Raw genomic sequence first — 17,265 nt, 5'->3', positions numbered from 1 at the left:
ACGGCTGTATCGAACTCGTCGTGTTCGATGCCGGGCCGAGGCAGCGATCCCGCGACGATCGCGGTCATGATGGCCGGCACGAATCGCAGACAGCAGCCCGGGCCGCCCTGACCCCAACGTCCACCCGTCTGGACCAAAGCCGCACGATCGCGATATAATATCGAATATGTCCAACGCGCGGTTCACCGGGATACTCACCGATGCCTGCAACGACACGTTCACCGACGGAAGCACCTTCACGGTCGTCACGTTGACCGCCGAGGTAAACGGCAGGCTGCGATGACCCTGCGGGTGGGCTACGTCGGGCTCGGCACGATGGGTGCCGCAATGGCCGAGCGCCTGGTGGTCCCCACCAACATCCTCACCGTCTTCGATCTGCGACCGGCTGCGGTGGACCGACTCGTACAGGCCGGAGCCCTCGGTGCGCGGAGTGTGGCCGACGTCGCGAGTGCAGCCGAGATCGTGCTCGTCAACGTCGTCGACGATGGGCAGGTTGTCGATGTCGTCGAGGGCTCTCCGTCGGCTCCCGGCCTGCTCGGCCCGCTGTGCCAGGGGTCGGTCATCGTCATTCAGAGCACCGTCCATCCCGCAACGTGCCGCAGGTTGGCGGTATCGGCCGCGGCCCGTGGGGTGGCGTTGGTGGACGCCCCGTTCACTGGTGGGGCGGCCGCGGCCGCACGCGGGACCCTGGCCCTGCTGGTGGGCGGCGAGCCGAGCGACGTCGTGCGGTGCGAACCCGCCTTGTCCCGGCTGGGCACCACCCATCATGTGGGCCCAGTCGGCAGCGGTCAGGCCGCCAAGCTTGCCAACAACCTCGTCATCGCGATCACGATGGCCGCGGTACACGAGTCGTTGAGCCTTGCTGAAGCCGAGGGCATCGACGAGACGACGATGCTGGGGCTGCTGACGGCCGGCGCTGCCGACAACTGGGTCGTCCGCAATTGGGACGCCATCACGTCGATGGCGCATTCCTATCCTCAGGGCGCGGTCGGCCTGGCGAACCTCACCCGTAAGGACGTCAACGCCGCACTCGCGGTGGCAGACGAGCACGGTATCGAACTGCCGAGCACCCGGATGTCTCTTCCCAGCCTCGCCGCGGCCTATCAGCGCGCGGCGAACAACGCATCAGGCCAACCGTCAAGGGAGCCCGTATGACCGAGCGATTCACGCCATCACAGCCACAGCTGCTCCGCGACCCTTATCCCACCTACTCGCGGTATCGCGACGAAGACCCGGTGCACTGGGGCAACGCCTCGATGGCGACGCTGCCCGGGTCGTGGTACCTGTTCCGCTACGCCGAGAACGCCGCAATGCTCGGTGACGCCGAGACCTTCGTCAGTGACGCGGCCACGGTCGGAATGGAGATCGAACTCCCCGAAGCCTTTGCGCCGATCCGGCACATACATCAGCGCTGGCTAGGCGGCATCGATCCGCCCGATCACCGGCGTCTGCGCGCGATCATGGCCAAGTCCTTCACGCCGCGGCGGATCCAAGAGCTGGGCCAGCGGATCTGGGACATCACCTCGACGCTGGTTGACGACGCGTTGGCAGACGGCAGCGGCACCATCGACCTGTGGCGTCAGGTGGCGTTCCCGATGCCAATGAACGTCATCGGTGATGCACTGGGCGTGCTTCCGGAGGATTGGACCGTGTTCCAGAAATGGGCACAGGACATCTCCGACGGTGTCGATCGGGCAGGGGACGCCGAAGCAGGAAAGCGCGGCGCGCAGGCGATCCTCGGGATGTATGCCTACTTCGAGGAGCTAATCGAGCGGCACCGCAAGCAACCGGGCGACGATCTGCTCACCGCCATGATCACTGCGGCCGATGACGACGGCAATCCGATGACCCAATTCGACGCGATCGCCATCGCGACGGAGTTGGGCGTCGCCGGACACGAGACAACCACCAATAGCATTTCGCTGGCGATGGTGGGCTTGCTGAACCAGGACGGTGGCTGGGCTCGAGCACAGGAAGCCCTGCGGCTCAACGCCGATCCGGTACTCGAAGAGCTGCTGCGCTTCACCACGCCGGTGCAGCGGCAGCGGTGGCGGTGGGCGGCCGAGGACACCGAACTGGCCGGCCGCCCGATCAAACGTGGTGAGTCGGTGGTGTCCCTCCTGGGCGCCGCCAACCGAGATCCCGAGGTCTTCGAGGAGCCCGATATCATCGATTTCGACCGACCACGCAAGAAACATCTCACGTTCGGCATCGGCACCCACTTCTGCCTCGGCAGCCATCTGGCCAAACTGGAACTGGGCACTGCACTGCGGATCCTGTCCGACCGGCTGCCGAAGATCGAGCTGGCCATGCCGGTGAGCGAATTGCCGTGGAACCACAACTTTCTGCTACCCGGGCCTACCGCAGTTCCGGTGGTGGCAGCATGAAACTCAAGGACAAGGTTGTTCTGATCACCGGCGCCGGCTCGGGTCTGGGGCGGCACTGTTCGCAATTATTCGCCACCGAAGGCGCCAATGTTTGTATCGTCGACATCGATTCCGAGCGCGCGCAGCAGACTCTGAAGCTGGTCGAGCAGCAAGGTGGCGACGCCATCGCAATCACCGCCGACGTCGCGGATAAAGACCAGATCACACGGGCCGTTCAACAGACCGTGGACCACTTCGGCAAGCTCGACGTCGCCTGGGCCAACGCCGGGATCATCTCGCGCGGCGGTGTTCCCACCGTCGCCGGCGCCGAATTCGTCGCGTTCGAGGACCTCACCGAAGCCGACTGGCAACACGTATTGGGCGTCAATCTCAGTGGCGTCGTCTATACCGCGCAGGCCGCCGTCCCCGCGCTCAAGGCCAACGGTGGCGGCACGATCCTGGCGACGTCATCGGCGGCGTCATTGGTTGCCTACCACAGCATTGCGCTTTACAGCGCCACCAAGGCCGGCGTCAACGGCCTTGTCCGCGGGCTGGCCTTGGACCTCGGGCGCTTCGGCATCCGGGTGAACGCAATCGCTCCCGCGCACGGCATGTCGCCCAACTTCCTGATGCCGCCTGGGGCTCCGGTGGTCGGCCGGTCCTACGAAGAGGTCGCGGGCCCGTGGAACCCGGCCGCGTCGTCAATCCCGCTCAAGCTGCCCCGACCCCCGTCGCTGCGCGACAACGCCAAGGTGGCGCTGTTTCTGGTGTCCGACGACTCGGCGTACATGTCCGGCGCCACAATTGGATCCACCGATGGTGGCACCCTTGCACGGGTGGGCATGTGGTTCGAGGAAGATCTCAACCCTCAGCCCATTGCCTGACCATGGCGAATGGTTGGTCTAATTGGGTTGGCGGCCAATAGGTTACGTTGCGGCAGTGAGGCTCCGTCACCAGTAGGCCAGCGGGGAGCGCGCGGCCTCCGCTGGAGGCCGTCGCGGTGGTCGCACTGGAACAGGCTGTGGCAACGCCGTTCTCGACCCGTCAGCCGGATGACTCGACAAGTTCTGAATCCTTCGACTCGCGGGAGAGATTGGTGATGAATATGGAAGCCAGCGCGATGACCCAGGCGAAGAAGATGAACACAGGGAGCCAGAACACGAGCAGACCGTTCCACGCGAACGGTCCGAATTTCGTCAGGAACCCCAGGGGTCCTACTTCGGTAATCAGGAACGACCAAATGCTCAGATATCCGAACCACCGCGGGAAGTACGGGGAGTGGGATTTGGTGCTCAAGCAGACGTAAGCGATTGGGATGACCTGGAATATGTAGTAGGGCGTCGTCGTGACCTGGGCAAGGAATGAGAGGTCACTCAACGCCCGGGTCACTCCGTGCGCGCGATCCGGCGTGAACGATGCGGTTCCCTGAACGAGGGCTGGGAAGACGATCCAGATGCTCACTAGGGCGCCACCCATGGCCTGCAGGACCGCCCACACCCACATCTCGCGTCCCAGTCGCGCCATCTGGACGCTGATAACCGCGGCAAAGGGAAGACTGAAACCGCACACGGTCATGGCGAGCGCTGCGCCGATGCGGATAGACGTGCTGTGGTAGGCGAAGAAGCCGGCGATCTGGTCGTCGTTGTTGCTGGGCGGCGGCGGCGGAACCACATGAAGCAAGCAGTAGAACGCAAAGCCGAAGATCGCCAAGAAGGCGAGTGACCAATAGATGAGTACCAACTGGCTGCGCGACGACATGTCGAACTCCTCAGGTCACTTTTCGGTTCACGACGGACGCGAGCACGACCGGGGGCGGCTGACCCTCGGGCATGCCTGGGCACAACAGACGCCAGTGCCGATATTGTATCGTAATATATAGTGTCGCGTTAAACCAGAATGCGCGGATGCATTTGGAAAGCAACCCGTCGACAAGGCGACCGAGGCTGCGCTGCCGAGTTCGATCTGGCGGCGTCGCGGCAATGTCGATGCGTCGAGGCTCGGGCGACCGAGTGGGAGGGGCACATCCGATGAGGGCTGGATCCGCCGGGGGTGTGGTTGCCAGTGCGATCGTTGGTGTGGCTCTACTAGTGGCGCGAACTTTGGCCGCGAAGATCGAACGTAATCCAGACCCCTTCCCGCTGGAACGGCTCGCCCGTGAGCCTGACGGCGCGGAAGTCTGCATCACCCGGCCGGACGGGACGGTGCTGCGCGCATTGGTCGCTGGGGCGGGCCCGACTGCGGTGCTGGCCCACGGCTATGGCGGCTCCGTCGCGGCATGGAACATCGTGTGGGACGCGCTGATGGCGCGCGGTCACCGAGTCATCGCCTTCGACCAGCGGGGCCATGGGCGCTCCACGCTCGGTTCCGCTGGCTCCGGTTCGGAGGCGATGGCGGCGGACTGTGTTGCTGTGCTGGATCACTTCGATGTATGTGACGGCGTGCTAGTCGGTCATTCCATGGGCGGGTTCGTGGCGATCCGCGCCGTCCTCGACCATCCCGGTCTGGCGGGGCGGCTGCGGGGTCTGGTGCTCTTGGCAACCCTGGCTGGTCGGATTCTCGACGGAGCGCCGCAAAATCGGTTGCAAGTTCCACTGCTGCAAAGCGGCATTTTGCAACGGCTGATACGCGCCAGGATCGGCGGGATTCTCTTCGGTGCCGCCCAGTTCGGCAAATGCCCTTCGCCGGCAATGATTTCGGTGTTCCTGCAGGATTTCGTCCGGCAGGACCACAAGGCGCTGCTGCCGATCCTGCGGGCGCTCGAGCGCGAGAACCGCTACCCGCGCCTGGGCGAGATCACGGTACCGACCGTGGTCATGGTCGGGTCTGCGGATCGCGCCACGCCGTCGAGCCACTCCAGACGCCTCGCCGCAGGGATCCCCGGTGCGCGACTGGTAACCGTCCCAGGTGCAGGCCACATTCTCGGCTGGGAGGCGCCGGACGCGCTCGTCCAGGTCGTGGCGTCATTCCAGGACTAGCGTTGCCCGATGCGACGTTATCCAGCCTTATCGGACAAGGATTGCTTGAGTTTCGTCTCCGATGACTCGCGGGCGAGAGCGGTGAGGAATACGTAGCACAGGGCGAAGAACCAGCTGGTGAATATCACTACCGGGAGCCAGAACACGATCAGGCCATTCCACGCGAACGGTCCGGATTTGGTCAGGAACCCCAGGGGGCCGACTTCGGTGATCATGAACGACCAAATGCTGAAGTATCCGAACCATCGTGGGAAGAACGGAGAGTCGGATTCGTTGCTCAAGCACACGTAAGCGATCGGGATGACCTGGAAGATGTAGTAGGGCGTCGTGGTGACAAGGGCAAGAAAAGCTAGGTCGCTGAACATGCGAGTCTCGCTCGGCGCCCGTTCCGGCGTGAACGCCGCCACACCCCAGATCAGTGCCGGGAAGACCAGGTAAACGCTGACCAACGCCCCACCCATGCCCTGCACGATGGCCCACACCCGCATGCCGGGTCCCAGTCGTGCCATCTGTTCGCTGACGACGGCGGCCAGCGGGATGCTGAATCCGGTGGCCGTCACGGCAAGCGCCGCGCCGATCAGGATGGATGTGCTGTGGAAGGCGAAGAAGCCGGCGATCTGACTGTCGCCATTTGTCGGTGGCGGCGGCGGAACCACATGCACCAGAAAGACGGCCGCAAGGCCGAACATCAGCTGGAAGGCCAGAGCCCACCACACGAGAACGGTCTGGCTACGCGTAGACAACCTGGCTCCTTATGCTCGTGACGACGATGCACCTGTGATCGATATCATATCTGACGATACCGATAGCGATAGACCGATCGGCCAACAAGATGGGACCGGCCGTGCCCATTGCACCGACCTTCGGCGGGGCGGACGAGGCATCGCCGTAATTCGGCCAGCCACCGAGCAAGGTCCCCAGGCCAGGTCACCGCCCGGCCAGCCGCGGTGACGTGAATGTCGCGAGGGCCCGCAATCAGTAAGCGGCGGTGCTGATCTCAGTGCCGAGCACCGGCCCGGTTGCGGCCCTCCACGGCGATTGCTCGGCACGAAGAGCGTGGCGCAGATCCCGCCCGGTGAGAATCGGATATTCTGATATAATATCGGAATGGCCCGCACGCCTCTGGGGACGATCTCCGAATACACTCGCCACGGCGAGAACTCGACTCCGCCGAATCTCGCACTGTCGATCGGCCATCCGGCGGCTCTAGCGGATGCGAACCTGGCTCTCTTTGGCTGCCTCGCGCGCGGCGACGTCTCGGCGAGGTTCCGGAAACTCGCGACGTTGAGCGTGGCTGCGGTCCTGCGCAACGGCTACGAGTGGGGCCATCACGCACCCACCGCTGCGGGGGTGGGCATCTCGAAGGAGTGCGTCGATGCCATCCGTAACGGTGAACGCGGTGTGCTCGACGACAGCGACCAGTTGATCGTCGACTATGCGGCCGCGGTCGAGCGTCAGGACGTCAGCGACGATCTGTGGCGGAGAATCTCAGCCGAACTGACAGTGCCACAACAGGTTCAGCTGACCACTCTGAGCGCGTTGTATGGCTTTTACAGTCGCATCCAGGTTGCGTTGCAGGTTGATCAGGACCTCGGATATGACTCGGAATTCTGAAATCGTCGTTGAATCACACGGTTGCGACGGGAAGGCAGGGCCCTGAGATGTCGACGTCTCCCTCATCGCTCAAGCTGGCCGAGGCCCTGGCGGGACAGGCCTACCGCGAGTACCCCTACGACGTATACGCCCAGCTGCGTGAACACCCGGGCTGGACGGCCCCATCGGGATACCGGGTTTTCTCGACCTACGACGATGTCCTGCAGATACTGCGCCAGCCCGCCGTCTTCGGCCAGGAAAGCGTTCCCTACCCCAACTTCCACACCGTCGACCCGCCGGAGCACACCCGCCTGCGCCGGTTGGTGGCCAAGGCATTCACCGTCCAATCGGTGAACCTGCTGCGAGATCGCATCGCCGAGATCGTTGCCGGTCTCGTCGATGACATACAGGAGCGCGGAGAGGCCGACCTCATCAGCGACTTCTCGCTGAAGTTGTCCGCCACCGTGACCGCCGAGCTGTTGCGCGTACCGGTCTCGGATGCACAGATGTGGAACAAGTGGCTCTGGGACATCGGACGCTATCGCGGAGTGACCAGCTACTTCTCGATCGCACAGACCGACCCGGGTGCCGTCGCCGCCGCGGAAGCGGCGTCGGGCCATGCTGCGGCGTATATGCGCGAACTCGTCGGCACCCATCGCCACATCGCTGAGGGCGGGATCGTCAAACGCCTGCTGGAGGCGCGTGAGGAGGATGAAACCCTGAGCGAGAAAGAGGTCCTCTACACGCTTGTGCTTCTGCTCGGTGCGGGGTTACACACCACGGCAAGCCAACTGGGCAACTTCTTTCGCGCGTTGCTGACGAACCCAGACGCCTACGAGGCGGTACGTGCGGACCTCGATCTGGCCGGCAACGCCGTCGAGGAATCGCTGCGATTCGACGGTTCTCTGCAGGCCGAGTACCGGGTTGCCAGGGAGGTCGTCGAGGTCCACGGCGTCACCCTGGAACCCAACGAGCACATCATCATCGTCAATGGCGCTGCTAATCATGATCCGTCGGTATTTGCGGACCCCGACACATTCGACATTCATCGCCCGAACGCGCGGAAGCACTTGACGTTCGGTTTCGGCGTACATCACTGTCTGGGTGCGGAATTGGCGCGAACCCAATTGATCGAGGCGGCGCGTCAGCTGATAGGCAAACTGCCCCGACTGGGGCTGGCCGGGCCACTGGAGCAGGGCGGATTCGACCGGTGGCGAGGGTGCTCGTCGTTGCCAATCCGGTGGGATCCGCGATGAGCGACGTGCGATTCGACGGGCGGGTCGCGATCGTCACAGGCGCGGGCCGGGGAATCGGGCGCGAGTTCGCACTACTTCTCGCCGAGCGGGGCGCCGCGGTGGTCGTCAACGACATCGGCTCGGCAGCCGATGCACGACGGTACGCCGGCGATCCGACCGATGGAGTCGCGAGCGAGGTGGTCGAGTTGATCACCGAGCGCGGGGGGCGCGCGGTTTCGAACACTGCCGACATCGCCGACGCGCAGGGAGCCGCTTCGTTGGCCGCCCTCGCGCTAGAAGCGTTCGGTCGGGTGGACATCCTGATAAACAATGCCGGCATCGTGCTGGTCGACCCGTTCGCCGATCTCTCCGTCGAGACGCTCGATGCCTGCTATCGGGTGCACGTGCGGGGATCGTTTCAGGTCGCCAAGGCGGTGTGGCCGCATATGGCGGCGGCCGGTTACGGGCGCATCCTCAACGTCTGTTCGGTCGACGGGATGTTGTTCGGTAATCCGTTACACGCGGCATACGACGCGGCGAAAGGCGGATTGACCGGCCTCACCAGGGGCATGTCGGCCGACGGCGCACCGCTGGGAATTCTCGTCAACGGTTTGCTGCCGGGCGCCATGACTCGAGGCAACCAGTCGGTCAGCCACGCCTATGGGCCACTGCCGATCGACATGAGTCCCGCACTGGTGGCGCCGGCGGCGGCATGGCTCGTGCACGAAGAATGCCTGGTGAACGGTCGCTTCTTCGCCTCAAGTGCGGCGCGGATGGGCGAGGTCTTCACCGCCGCGGCCGAGGGTGTCCAGGCAATTCCCGACGAGTTCTCACCGGAGTTCGTGCGTGAACATTGGGACGCAATCCAGCAACGTTCACCGTTTTTGGTGCCTGACGGCGTGCGCGACTTCAACGCCTGGCGCACGCGAGTGTTTCAGAGTGTTGTTGGGCTCGCGGTTGACAGCTGAGCGAGCCGGGATCCTCGCGTCAGTAGGTAGTGGTTCAGTAGGCGATGTTGACGTTCTTGGTTCGCACGTACTCCATCAGCCCAGCGAGCCCGCCTTCCTTGCCGAACCCGCTGCGGTCGAAGCCGCCGAAGCTGGCGTAGGGTCCGGCGACGATCAAGCCGCCATTCACCGCGACATTTCCAGCGTTCAGTTGATTTGCCAAGCGTAGTGCCCGCCCGACGTTCGCAGTGCTCACGTACGCAGATAAGCCGAATGCCGTCGAATTCGCCAGCTCGATCGCCTCGGCCTCGTCGCCGAACGACATGACTGACAGCACCGGGCCAAAGACCTCGTTTCTGGCCAGCTCGCTGCCGGGATCGACGTCGCCGAACACGGTGGGTGCGACGAAGTATCCCGTGGTGTGTCCACCGGACAGCTCGGTGCTGGTGAGCAACGTGCCAGCGCGCTCGTCGCGAGCCTGTTCGATGGTGCCGACGATCCGCGCGGCCGCGCGCGCGGAGATCACCGGCCCCATGGTTGTCTCCGGCCGCTGGGGATCACCGAGCTCGACCTGTGACAGGTTGTCCATCACCCGGTCCATGAGTTGCGGGTAGACCGATCGTTCAACCAGCAATCGGGTGGGGGCAACGCAAGCCTGGCCGGACATCGCCGTGATCCCGGCGGCCGCGCGTTCCGCGGCGGCGTCCAGGTCCGCATCGGCGAACACCAGACTGGCCGATTTGCCGCCCAGTTCGAACAGCAGTGGTGTCAATGTCTGCGAGCACGCCGCCTGGATGCGCGCGGCGGTGTCCGGACCACCGGTGAAACTGATCTTGTCAATGCCGGGGTGCCGCACCAGGGCGTCGCCAGCATCGGGACCGCCCGGCACCACGTTGACAACGCCGGGGGGAAGCCCGGCTTGCAGGCACAGCTGGCCGAAGCGGACCGCCGAGAAGGGGGCCAGCTCGGATGGCTTCAGCACGACGGTGCAGCCGGCGGCCAGTGCCGCCGGCACCTTCATCCCGATCGTGGTGGTCGGCCCGTTCCAGCTGAGCAGTATCGCCACCACCCCGATCGGCTCGTGCACCGAGTAGTCGAAGGTGCCGACTATCGGCACGGTGGCACCTTCCAGTTTGTCCGCCCAGCCGGCGTAGTAGTCCACCCAATCGGCTGCGCGATTGCTTTGTGCGGCGGCGCGCGGAGCGATCATGGCGGCCTCGAGAGTGGAGATCGCGGCGAATTCCGGCCCATGCCGGCGCAGCAGGTCAGCCAATCGCCGCAGGACGTCACGCCGATCCGGCGGGCTCCACGCGCGCCAGCTCGGGAGTGCCACGCGCGCTGCGGCGACGGCGGCGTCGACGTCGTCGGCGCCTGCGGCAACGAATTCACGTTGGAGCTCTCCGGTGGCCGCGTTGAAGTGGGGCAGGGTTCCAGTGCTGGTTTCGGTGCGCAGTTCGGCACCGATAAGAACCCCGATGGGAAGGGTGGACACCGGCTCGAGCAATTGCATTGCAGCGCTTTCTGATCGTGGTGCTGGACCGGGACTAACCGGTCACTACGGGCTAGACGGCGAAGACCTTGGCGCCCGGCCAGTTACTCAAATCCTTTGCCGCCGCTGGGATGTGGGTCAGGCCGACACCCGGAATGTCAGACATTGCGCCGTTCCGGCTTACGCGCGTGCTCGATGACCATCTCGCGCCAAGCGACTGGGAACGCATCCGATGTCGACATCTTCTCGGTCACGTTCTCGTAGTTGAGCGCTTCGACGATGCGCTTGTCCTGGCCGGAGAAGTTGCGATGCTGTTTCCAGTTGTAGTAGGCGTGGAACAGGAAACGATTAAACATCCGCCGGCGCTTGGACTTCGGATAGGTCGTTGTGTAGTAGAAGATCCACGAGTTGTCCTCATCCATCGGGGTCACCACCCGCGAATAGACGTGGCTCTGGTAGTCCAGTCGGAACGTGGTGGGCATGTGCACCCCCATCGCCCACTCGACATCGTCGACAAGCCAGTCCATTTTCGGCCGCAGATGACGACGCAGGAATCCCATCGCGCGGGCCAGGTGGAGGCGCGTCGTAGTCCTGGGGAACGGCGCATTTCCCAGGCCTGGGTAGGTGTCCCGGAACGGGCGCTTGGTCGTCGCCTGCGTCTTGCGCTGCTGATCGGAGTCGATGAAGTCATAGAAGCGGGGGTTCTCGAAAACCAGTGCCCGCCCATTGATGACCTTGGTGGCAGGCCGATCAGGACCAATATGGAGCAGCATGTTCAAGCCATTCACGTCCTGAGAGAGCACTTCCAGGGAGTTGCGGTGGACATAGAACACGTGCGCATCCTGCAGGTTTTCCAGCGAAGCCCGCCAGTTGACCTTCCAGCGTTGCTCAGCATGCATCACCAGTGCGCTGTCGTCGAAGAATTCCGGTGGGACGTCTTCTTGAATTGGCGCTGGATCACCCTCGCCCATCCAGATGAAGACGATGCCCTTGTGGGTTTGGGTGGGATAAGACCGCGCCGACGAGCGACGCTGTTGGGCGAATGTCGAGTCTGGACCCTCGCCGAGGAACGCCAGGGGTGTGCCGTTCTCGTCGAAGGTGAGCCCGTGGTAGGGGCACGTGATGGTGCCCTTGAAGTGGCACGAGCCCTGGGCGAGTGAAGCATTGCGGTGTGGGCACCAATTCGTGAGCGCAACGGCCTCGCCCTTTTCATTGCGGAAGAAGACGATGTCCTGCCCCATGATGCGCCGTCGCGTCGGCTTGCGTCTGGGCACCTTGTTGTCGGCGATCGCGGGGTACCAGTACTCCACAAGGCCCATCTTCGGGATCTGTCCACGGATGCCGAGCGACGCAGCGGTGCCGGCGGGGGTAGTCGCGGCGCGAGGTGGCCGGCGGCCGGTTGTGGTGGATCCGCTCGGTTGATGCCCGGCGACCTGTTCCTCGACTGACATCTGCCCGTCCCCTGCTTGCCTTGGCGGAGGCCCCACTAGACCTCATATCGGATGATATTATATCGTATCGCTCGGGCGAGGGTCGGGCAACGATGCGGCAGCGGAGAGGACAAGACGTGGTCAGCGGATTGCGTCGCAAGATCGGCCAGGTGGAACCGGGCCTGAGCCATCGCGCGCAATTGACTTGCTGAAAGGGGTCCCATGACCGTCGACAGCGGCAACCTGAGACCGGGCGTTTACGCGCCAACCGTCGAGTTCACGCTGGCGGCCAACGCCGGACGCAAAACATCCTTTGCGCGAACGCCAGGAGCAGCTTGCGTGTACACACGATAGGTTATCGTGAGATATCTTCAACGCGGGAGAACATGGGAGATTGTGATGCAGGACGAGAACCCTTTGTACTACGAGCCGTTCGACCCTTCGTGCCGTGAGGGACTCTTTGACACCTATGCGCGGCTGCATCGGGAGGCCCCGGTACGTCAATGCGAATCGGGTGTCTGGACAGTCGTTCGCCTGGACGATGTTCGCATCTTGTACACGCGCACAGAGGCGTTCTCCAACCGGCCGAATGGTCTGGAGACAGTCCGGCCGACGGTGGACATGTCCGATTCATCGATAGCCGAGAAGCTCGCCCCGATATTCGAAACGATGCTGCTCGACACCAAAGAATTGCTCTCGTCGTCGGTCATCGTGGGCGCAGACCCGCCCATTCACACCCGAATCAGAGGCAGCGTCAATCGGGCCTTCACCCGTGGCCGGATCGAGGCGCTGCGCGGCTACATCGAAGAGGAGGTTGCGCGCTGCCTCGATGGCATCGACCATGCGCCGACATTCGACGTGTACGCCGACCTGGCAAGTCAGATCCCTCTGCGGGTGATGACTCGGCTGTTCGGCCTGCCCGCTTCCGATGACGAGAAGTTCCAGCGCTGGGCGCTGATCCTCTCCACACAGTTGAACGCCCATGAGACTCGTGGCACAGCGTCCTGGTTGGCCACGCACTACAGCTTGATCTCCGAGTTTGCCGATTACTTCGTCCCGTTGATGACAGAACGCGCGAAGGACCCTGGTACCGACCTGCTCAGCGACATCATGGCCGCGGAGAACGATGCGCTGACGGCGTCGGAAGGGGTCCTCTTCGTCCTCACGCTGTTGGGAGCGGGGACCGAAACCACCGCGAACCTCATCGGCAACGTGATCGTCGAACTGCTGCGCAACCCGGACCAACTCGATCTGCTCCTCGCCGACCCAGCTCTGGTTGACGCGGCGATCGAGGAGTCACTGCGTTATGACTCGCCGTTCCAATTCGTCTTCCGGGAGACGACGTCAGATATCGAGTTGTCCGGCGTGACAATCCCAGGTGGGTCGATCGTCCTCAATATGATCGGTGCGGCCAACCATGACCCGGCGCACTTCACCGACCCGGACCGCTTCGACATCACCCGGAAACCGGGGCACCTCGGCTTCGGGCAGGGTATCCACTTCTGCCTCGGTGCGGCACTGGCCCGAATGGAAGCCCGGGCCGCCCTCCGCGGGATTTTGCCTCACCTGCGCGAGTTCGCCCTGGACGAGGAGCACATGGTCGACCGGCCCAGTTTGCTCATCTGGGGCCGGATGCGGATCCCCCTGGTGCGCCGCTCGATGGCCACCAGTGGTGGCACGGCCCCGGTAGGCCTACAGAGCGAAGGTTAGCGAGTAGCCGGTTTCGGTCCGGCCTATTCGCGGAGGACTGACTCATGCCGACTCGGGGATGAACCTGACGTGCAATCTGCTGGGCACCGCGAGCCAGCCACCGACGAAATCCCATTCGAGATCGGTCTCCAGCGAGTGGATATCGGGAAGCCGGCGGACCAATTCCCGGAACCCCGTTCGCATTTCGAGCCGAGCGAAAGGCGCGCCCAGACACACATGTCGTCCGTGGCCAAAGCCCAGATGGCGAGTGGTCGTCCGATCGGGGTCAAACACATCCGGGTGTTCATAGACGGCGGGGTCCCGATTGGCCGCTGCAAAGCACAGGCGCACCGTGGCATCGTCTGGAATGGTTACTTCGTCTATCCGCACGGCAGCGGTCGTCGTGCGGTTGAATGCGTGGAAGGGCGTGCCCCAACGCACGGTCTCTTCGATTGCAGTAGTGAGCACATTGTCGTCGGAAAGCATGCGCCGCTTCAGGTCCGGCCGCGAAAGTGCGTGGAATAACAGGGTACCCAGGGCTGAGGTGGTCGTTTCGTGCCCGGCGACAAGGAACCCGATCATGAACCGCATGATCTCCGGCTCGTCCATCCGCCGTCCATCGATTTCGGCATGGGCCACTCGCGTGAGGTAGTCATCGCGGGGTTGCGCCCTACGCGCTAAGACTTCGTCCAACACGAGCGCGCCGATCTCCAAGTTGAGCGCGGCGCGTCGCTCGGGATCGGTGACGCTCCTGGTCATTTGGTAGGACAAGTCGCGTATTCGGGCAACCGGAGCGCCGCTAATGCCGACCACCTCGCACATGCCGAGCACCGGCAGTGGTGCGGCGAAGGTATCCATCAGATCGCACTCGCCGGTGCCTGAGAACTCGTCGATGACTTCGTTCGCGATGGCCTGGAGCCGAGGCTCGACGGCCCTGAGCTTCTCCGGCGTTAAAGGCTCCAAATAGAGCTTCCGCCAAGCCGCATGCTCGGGAGGATCCTGCTCGATGGCCGGCATCCGCGGCGCGGACGGGTCGGGAGGAAGCAGGACACCCTTGCGTGCCGAGGAGAAATTCTCCGAGTCCTGAGCCGCCGCACGGACGTCGTCGTAGCGCGTCAACCAGTAGAAGCCGCCGAGTGCATTGCTGTGCTGCACGGGGCATGAACGCAGTTCATCGTAGAAGTCATAGACCTCTGGCACGCCCATCTTGTAAGGGTTTTGGTCTACACGGCTGCTCGGCTGCACCGATTCCACATTAGGGTTGTTGGCCCAAACCCGACAGCCGACTTCGGCGTTATCTAGTCCACTTCTCGCGGTTTGTTGATGCCGTAAGTAGCGAGTCCGCTGAGGGTGATGTCCTCGCATCGGCCGCACCAACGTCGACAACATCCTCACCCAAACAATGACTTTCGAGCCCTACTTTCATCCCGGGCTGGCCGCGGGCCGCAGGAAAACCTCGCATACCGTCACGGCGATTGTGTCGACCTGGTGCGGCGCGAGCTGGCGGGGGCCGACTGTGGCGTTCATCGCGCCAAGCAGCAGATCGGTGAGAACCCGAGGGTCAACGCCCGAACTAACCACGTTGTCGCGCTGGGCTTCTTTGACAAGCGTGCGCCAGCGGGTGATGTATCGGCGCGCGTGGGCACGCGCCGCCGGGACAGGGGCGGTGGACGCCCCGTCCATCACCCGCACGACGGCCGCACCGCGGTCACGACTCTCGTGCAGAGCATGCAGGTGCGCCCGCACGGCGGCCGACAGTGCCTCGGCATTGCCTGGCTCCGAGGGAAGTTCGGAGATGGCCTGGTCGACGCGCGCAAGTGCGAAGTCGACAGCGTCGCGCAGAACCTCAGCGACAAGATCGGCTTTCGTGGTGAAGTGGAAGTAGAGACTGCCCAGTGTCAGGTCGGCCCCGGCCGCCACCTGACGAAGGCTGGTCCCATCGAAACCGCGCGCCGCGAACTCGCGCGCTGCCGAGGCCAGGATGCGTTGGCGCGTTCTGACCGCCTTGGTGTCTAGTCCATCGCCCATGCCAAGCCGACCTTAGCGCAGGCACTTGCGCTCATTCTAATGCGTGCTAAATTCTTATGGACAGATTCGGACGATCGTCCGAATCTGAGCCGATCGAAGGAGCCAGGGTGTCGACATCGACCGTCCCCGAGGCAGAGGCCGGAGTCCTCGACCCCAATTTCGCTGTCACGTGGTATCAACGGTGGATCGACGCGTGGAACAGTCACGAGCCAGATCGGCTCAAGGAATTAGTGACCGATGACTTTGTCTTGGACTCGCCGACAACCCGCCTGACTGACTGGGTCGTGCAGGGCCCCCAGAGCGCCAGCGACTACATGCGGTTCGTCATCACCGCATACCCCGATCTGGTGTGGGAAGTGATCGCACCGCCGATGTTCCGCACCGATGTCCGGCAGGCCGCGTTCAGCTGGCGGGGCAGCGGCCACTTTTCTGGCGTACTTCTGCCGGCCGGCATCCAGGGCACCGGCAATGCCTTCACGTTCGAAGGGCTCGAGATATTCGCCTTCCGCGGTGAGCAGGCGTGTCACCTCAACGCGGTCTATGACCTAGCCATCCTCAACAAGCAGACCGGCATTCACCACGCCACCAGATCGCGCACGTGACATCGCGCTCAGGTCATCGGACGAGTCTTAACGTGGATTGTCGAGGTATGCGTCCGCCCAGGCGCCGATGATTCGGCCTGCCCGCTGAGCCTGGCCGCGGGCGGTGAGCAGATGGTCAGAACCTTCGAGTGAGACGAAGCTGCGCGGGTGGCGCGCCAAGCGGAAGATCTCGCTTGCGTTCTCGATGCCGACGGTGTTGTCGGTGGGTGAGTGCAGGATCAGCAGGGGCAGGCGCAAGCCTTTGATCTTGGCGTGCAGGTGAGCCGCGCGGACATCCTCGACGAATGCCCGCTTCAGGGTCAGCGTGCGCCCACCGACCATCCACTCGGCCGCGCCCTCCGACAGCACCCGCTCGACCACCGCGTCGTAGTGCTGCTCGACGTGGCGGGGATCGACCGGCGCTGCCACCGTGACAACCGACCGCACACCCGACGACTGCCGCGCCGCGGCGATCACGGCCGCGCCGCCCCACGAGTGCCCAACCAGGATGCCCGCCGGGGTCGCACGGTTGGCCATGAACTCGCATGCCTTGACGATGTCGTCGACCTTGACGGTGAACGACCCGTCACCCCAGTCTCCCTCTGATGCACCGAGACCCAGCGCATCGAAGCGCAGCATGCCGATACCGTCCGCGGCCAGCTGCTTGCAGATCCGGGCCGCGGCCGGGCAGTCTTTACCGAGCGTAAAGCCGTGCGCAAACACGCCCCAACCGCGCACCTCTCGTTCCGGCACCTCGATGATCCCTGCCAGATGCGGGCCCGTGGAGCTACGGAACACGACACGTTCGCTCATGGTAGAGATTTACCATGCCCTTCGCGATTGATTGTGCTGTCGGCCAAACGTTACGAATTAGATGATTGAAGTCTCGTACCGGCAAGCGCATCAATCCTGGCACTTCCGTCAAATACTAT

At 63.8% G+C, this 17,265-nt stretch carries 16 protein-coding genes; 9 read left to right on the top strand and 7 right to left on the bottom strand.

Features of this window, described 5'->3' with window-relative positions:
• The first annotated feature begins 279 nt into the window (after nt 1–279).
• From VNW74_RS29835 to VNW74_RS29825, 3 genes are read left to right on the top strand one after another with little or no spacing between them, the layout of a single operon-like run.
• Nucleotides 280–1,155: an NAD(P)-dependent oxidoreductase gene (locus VNW74_RS29835; RefSeq protein ID WP_325683634.1), complete on the top strand. Its 876-nt coding sequence runs from the start codon at nt 280–282 to the stop codon at nt 1,153–1,155.
• Nucleotides 1,152–2,387: a cytochrome P450 gene (locus tag VNW74_RS29830; RefSeq protein WP_325683632.1), complete on the top strand. Its 1,236-nt coding sequence runs from the start codon at nt 1,152–1,154 to the stop codon at nt 2,385–2,387. Before VNW74_RS29835 ends, VNW74_RS29830 begins: the two co-directional genes overlap by 4 nt.
• Nucleotides 2,384–3,250: an SDR family oxidoreductase gene (locus tag VNW74_RS29825; protein ID WP_325683630.1), complete on the top strand. Its 867-nt coding sequence runs from the start codon at nt 2,384–2,386 to the stop codon at nt 3,248–3,250. Before VNW74_RS29830 ends, VNW74_RS29825 begins: the two co-directional genes overlap by 4 nt.
• Before the next feature lie 160 nt (nt 3,251–3,410).
• Here the strand turns inward: VNW74_RS29825 and VNW74_RS29820 are convergent, their stop codons facing one another.
• Entirely contained in the window at nt 3,411–4,124 is a 714-nt protein-coding gene (locus tag VNW74_RS29820; protein ID WP_325683628.1) for a hypothetical protein, read from the bottom strand.
• 269 nt (nt 4,125–4,393) lie between these two features.
• Between VNW74_RS29820 and VNW74_RS29815 the strand changes: the two genes are divergently transcribed.
• Nucleotides 4,394–5,341, top strand: coding sequence for an alpha/beta fold hydrolase (locus tag VNW74_RS29815; RefSeq protein ID WP_325683626.1), 948 nt, complete (start codon nt 4,394–4,396; stop codon nt 5,339–5,341).
• Between the two features lie 17 nt (nt 5,342–5,358).
• Here VNW74_RS29815 and VNW74_RS29810 read toward each other — a convergent pair whose 3' ends face one another.
• Complete coding sequence (locus tag VNW74_RS29810; protein ID WP_325683624.1) at nt 5,359–6,084, bottom strand: hypothetical protein; 726 nt, start codon at nt 6,082–6,084, stop codon at nt 5,359–5,361.
• A 364-nt stretch (nt 6,085–6,448) separates the two neighbouring features.
• Between VNW74_RS29810 and VNW74_RS29805 the strand changes: the two genes are divergently transcribed.
• The 3 genes from VNW74_RS29805 to VNW74_RS29795 are packed head-to-tail and all read left to right on the top strand — an operon-like array spanning nt 6,449 to nt 9,137.
• Complete coding sequence (locus VNW74_RS29805) at nt 6,449–6,955, top strand: carboxymuconolactone decarboxylase family protein (RefSeq protein ID WP_325683622.1); 507 nt, start codon at nt 6,449–6,451, stop codon at nt 6,953–6,955.
• A gap of 47 nt (nt 6,956–7,002) precedes the next feature.
• On the top strand, nt 7,003–8,190 hold the full coding sequence (locus VNW74_RS29800) for a cytochrome P450 (RefSeq protein ID WP_325683620.1): 1,188 nt from the start codon (nt 7,003–7,005) through the stop codon (nt 8,188–8,190).
• Complete coding sequence (locus tag VNW74_RS29795; protein WP_325683618.1) at nt 8,187–9,137, top strand: SDR family NAD(P)-dependent oxidoreductase; 951 nt, start codon at nt 8,187–8,189, stop codon at nt 9,135–9,137. Before VNW74_RS29800 ends, VNW74_RS29795 begins: the two co-directional genes overlap by 4 nt.
• A 34-nt stretch (nt 9,138–9,171) precedes the next feature.
• Here the strand turns inward: VNW74_RS29795 and VNW74_RS29790 are convergent, their stop codons facing one another.
• Together VNW74_RS29790 and VNW74_RS29785 are read right to left on the bottom strand one after the other, a co-directional pair.
• A complete protein-coding gene (locus tag VNW74_RS29790) occupies nt 9,172–10,626 on the bottom strand; it encodes an aldehyde dehydrogenase family protein (RefSeq protein WP_325683616.1) in 1,455 nt (484 codons plus the stop codon).
• A 137-nt stretch (nt 10,627–10,763) separates the two neighbouring features.
• A complete protein-coding gene (locus VNW74_RS29785; protein WP_325683614.1) occupies nt 10,764–12,056 on the bottom strand; it encodes a Rieske 2Fe-2S domain-containing protein in 1,293 nt (430 codons plus the stop codon).
• 378 nt (nt 12,057–12,434) lie between these two features.
• Between VNW74_RS29785 and VNW74_RS29780 the strand changes: the two genes are divergently transcribed.
• Nucleotides 12,435–13,745: a cytochrome P450 gene (locus VNW74_RS29780; RefSeq protein ID WP_325683612.1), complete on the top strand. Its 1,311-nt coding sequence runs from the start codon at nt 12,435–12,437 to the stop codon at nt 13,743–13,745.
• Between the two features lie 42 nt (nt 13,746–13,787).
• Here VNW74_RS29780 and VNW74_RS29775 read toward each other — a convergent pair whose 3' ends face one another.
• Both VNW74_RS29775 and VNW74_RS29770 read right to left on the bottom strand, forming a co-directional pair.
• A complete protein-coding gene (locus VNW74_RS29775) occupies nt 13,788–14,930 on the bottom strand; it encodes a cytochrome P450 (RefSeq protein WP_325683610.1) in 1,143 nt (380 codons plus the stop codon).
• A 216-nt stretch (nt 14,931–15,146) separates the two neighbouring features.
• A complete protein-coding gene (locus VNW74_RS29770; RefSeq protein WP_325683607.1) occupies nt 15,147–15,752 on the bottom strand; it encodes a TetR/AcrR family transcriptional regulator in 606 nt (201 codons plus the stop codon).
• Between the two features lie 107 nt (nt 15,753–15,859).
• On the opposite strand from VNW74_RS29770, the gene VNW74_RS29765 reads away from it, so the two are divergent.
• Nucleotides 15,860–16,354, top strand: a complete 495-nt coding sequence (locus VNW74_RS29765) for an ester cyclase (RefSeq protein WP_325683605.1) — start codon at nt 15,860–15,862, stop codon at nt 16,352–16,354.
• Nucleotides 16,355–16,381: 27 nt separating this feature from the next.
• On the opposite strand, the gene VNW74_RS29760 is transcribed toward VNW74_RS29765, so the two are convergent.
• Entirely contained in the window at nt 16,382–17,146 is a 765-nt protein-coding gene (locus tag VNW74_RS29760) for an alpha/beta hydrolase family protein (RefSeq protein ID WP_325683603.1), read from the bottom strand.
• Nucleotides 17,147–17,265 lie beyond the last annotated feature (119 nt).

The sequence above is a fragment of the Mycobacterium sp. genome, from assembly GCF_035570115.1.
Taxonomy (GTDB): Bacteria; Actinomycetota; Actinomycetes; order Mycobacteriales; family Mycobacteriaceae; genus Mycobacterium.
This window is presented reverse-complemented; position numbering and strand designations above follow the sequence as displayed.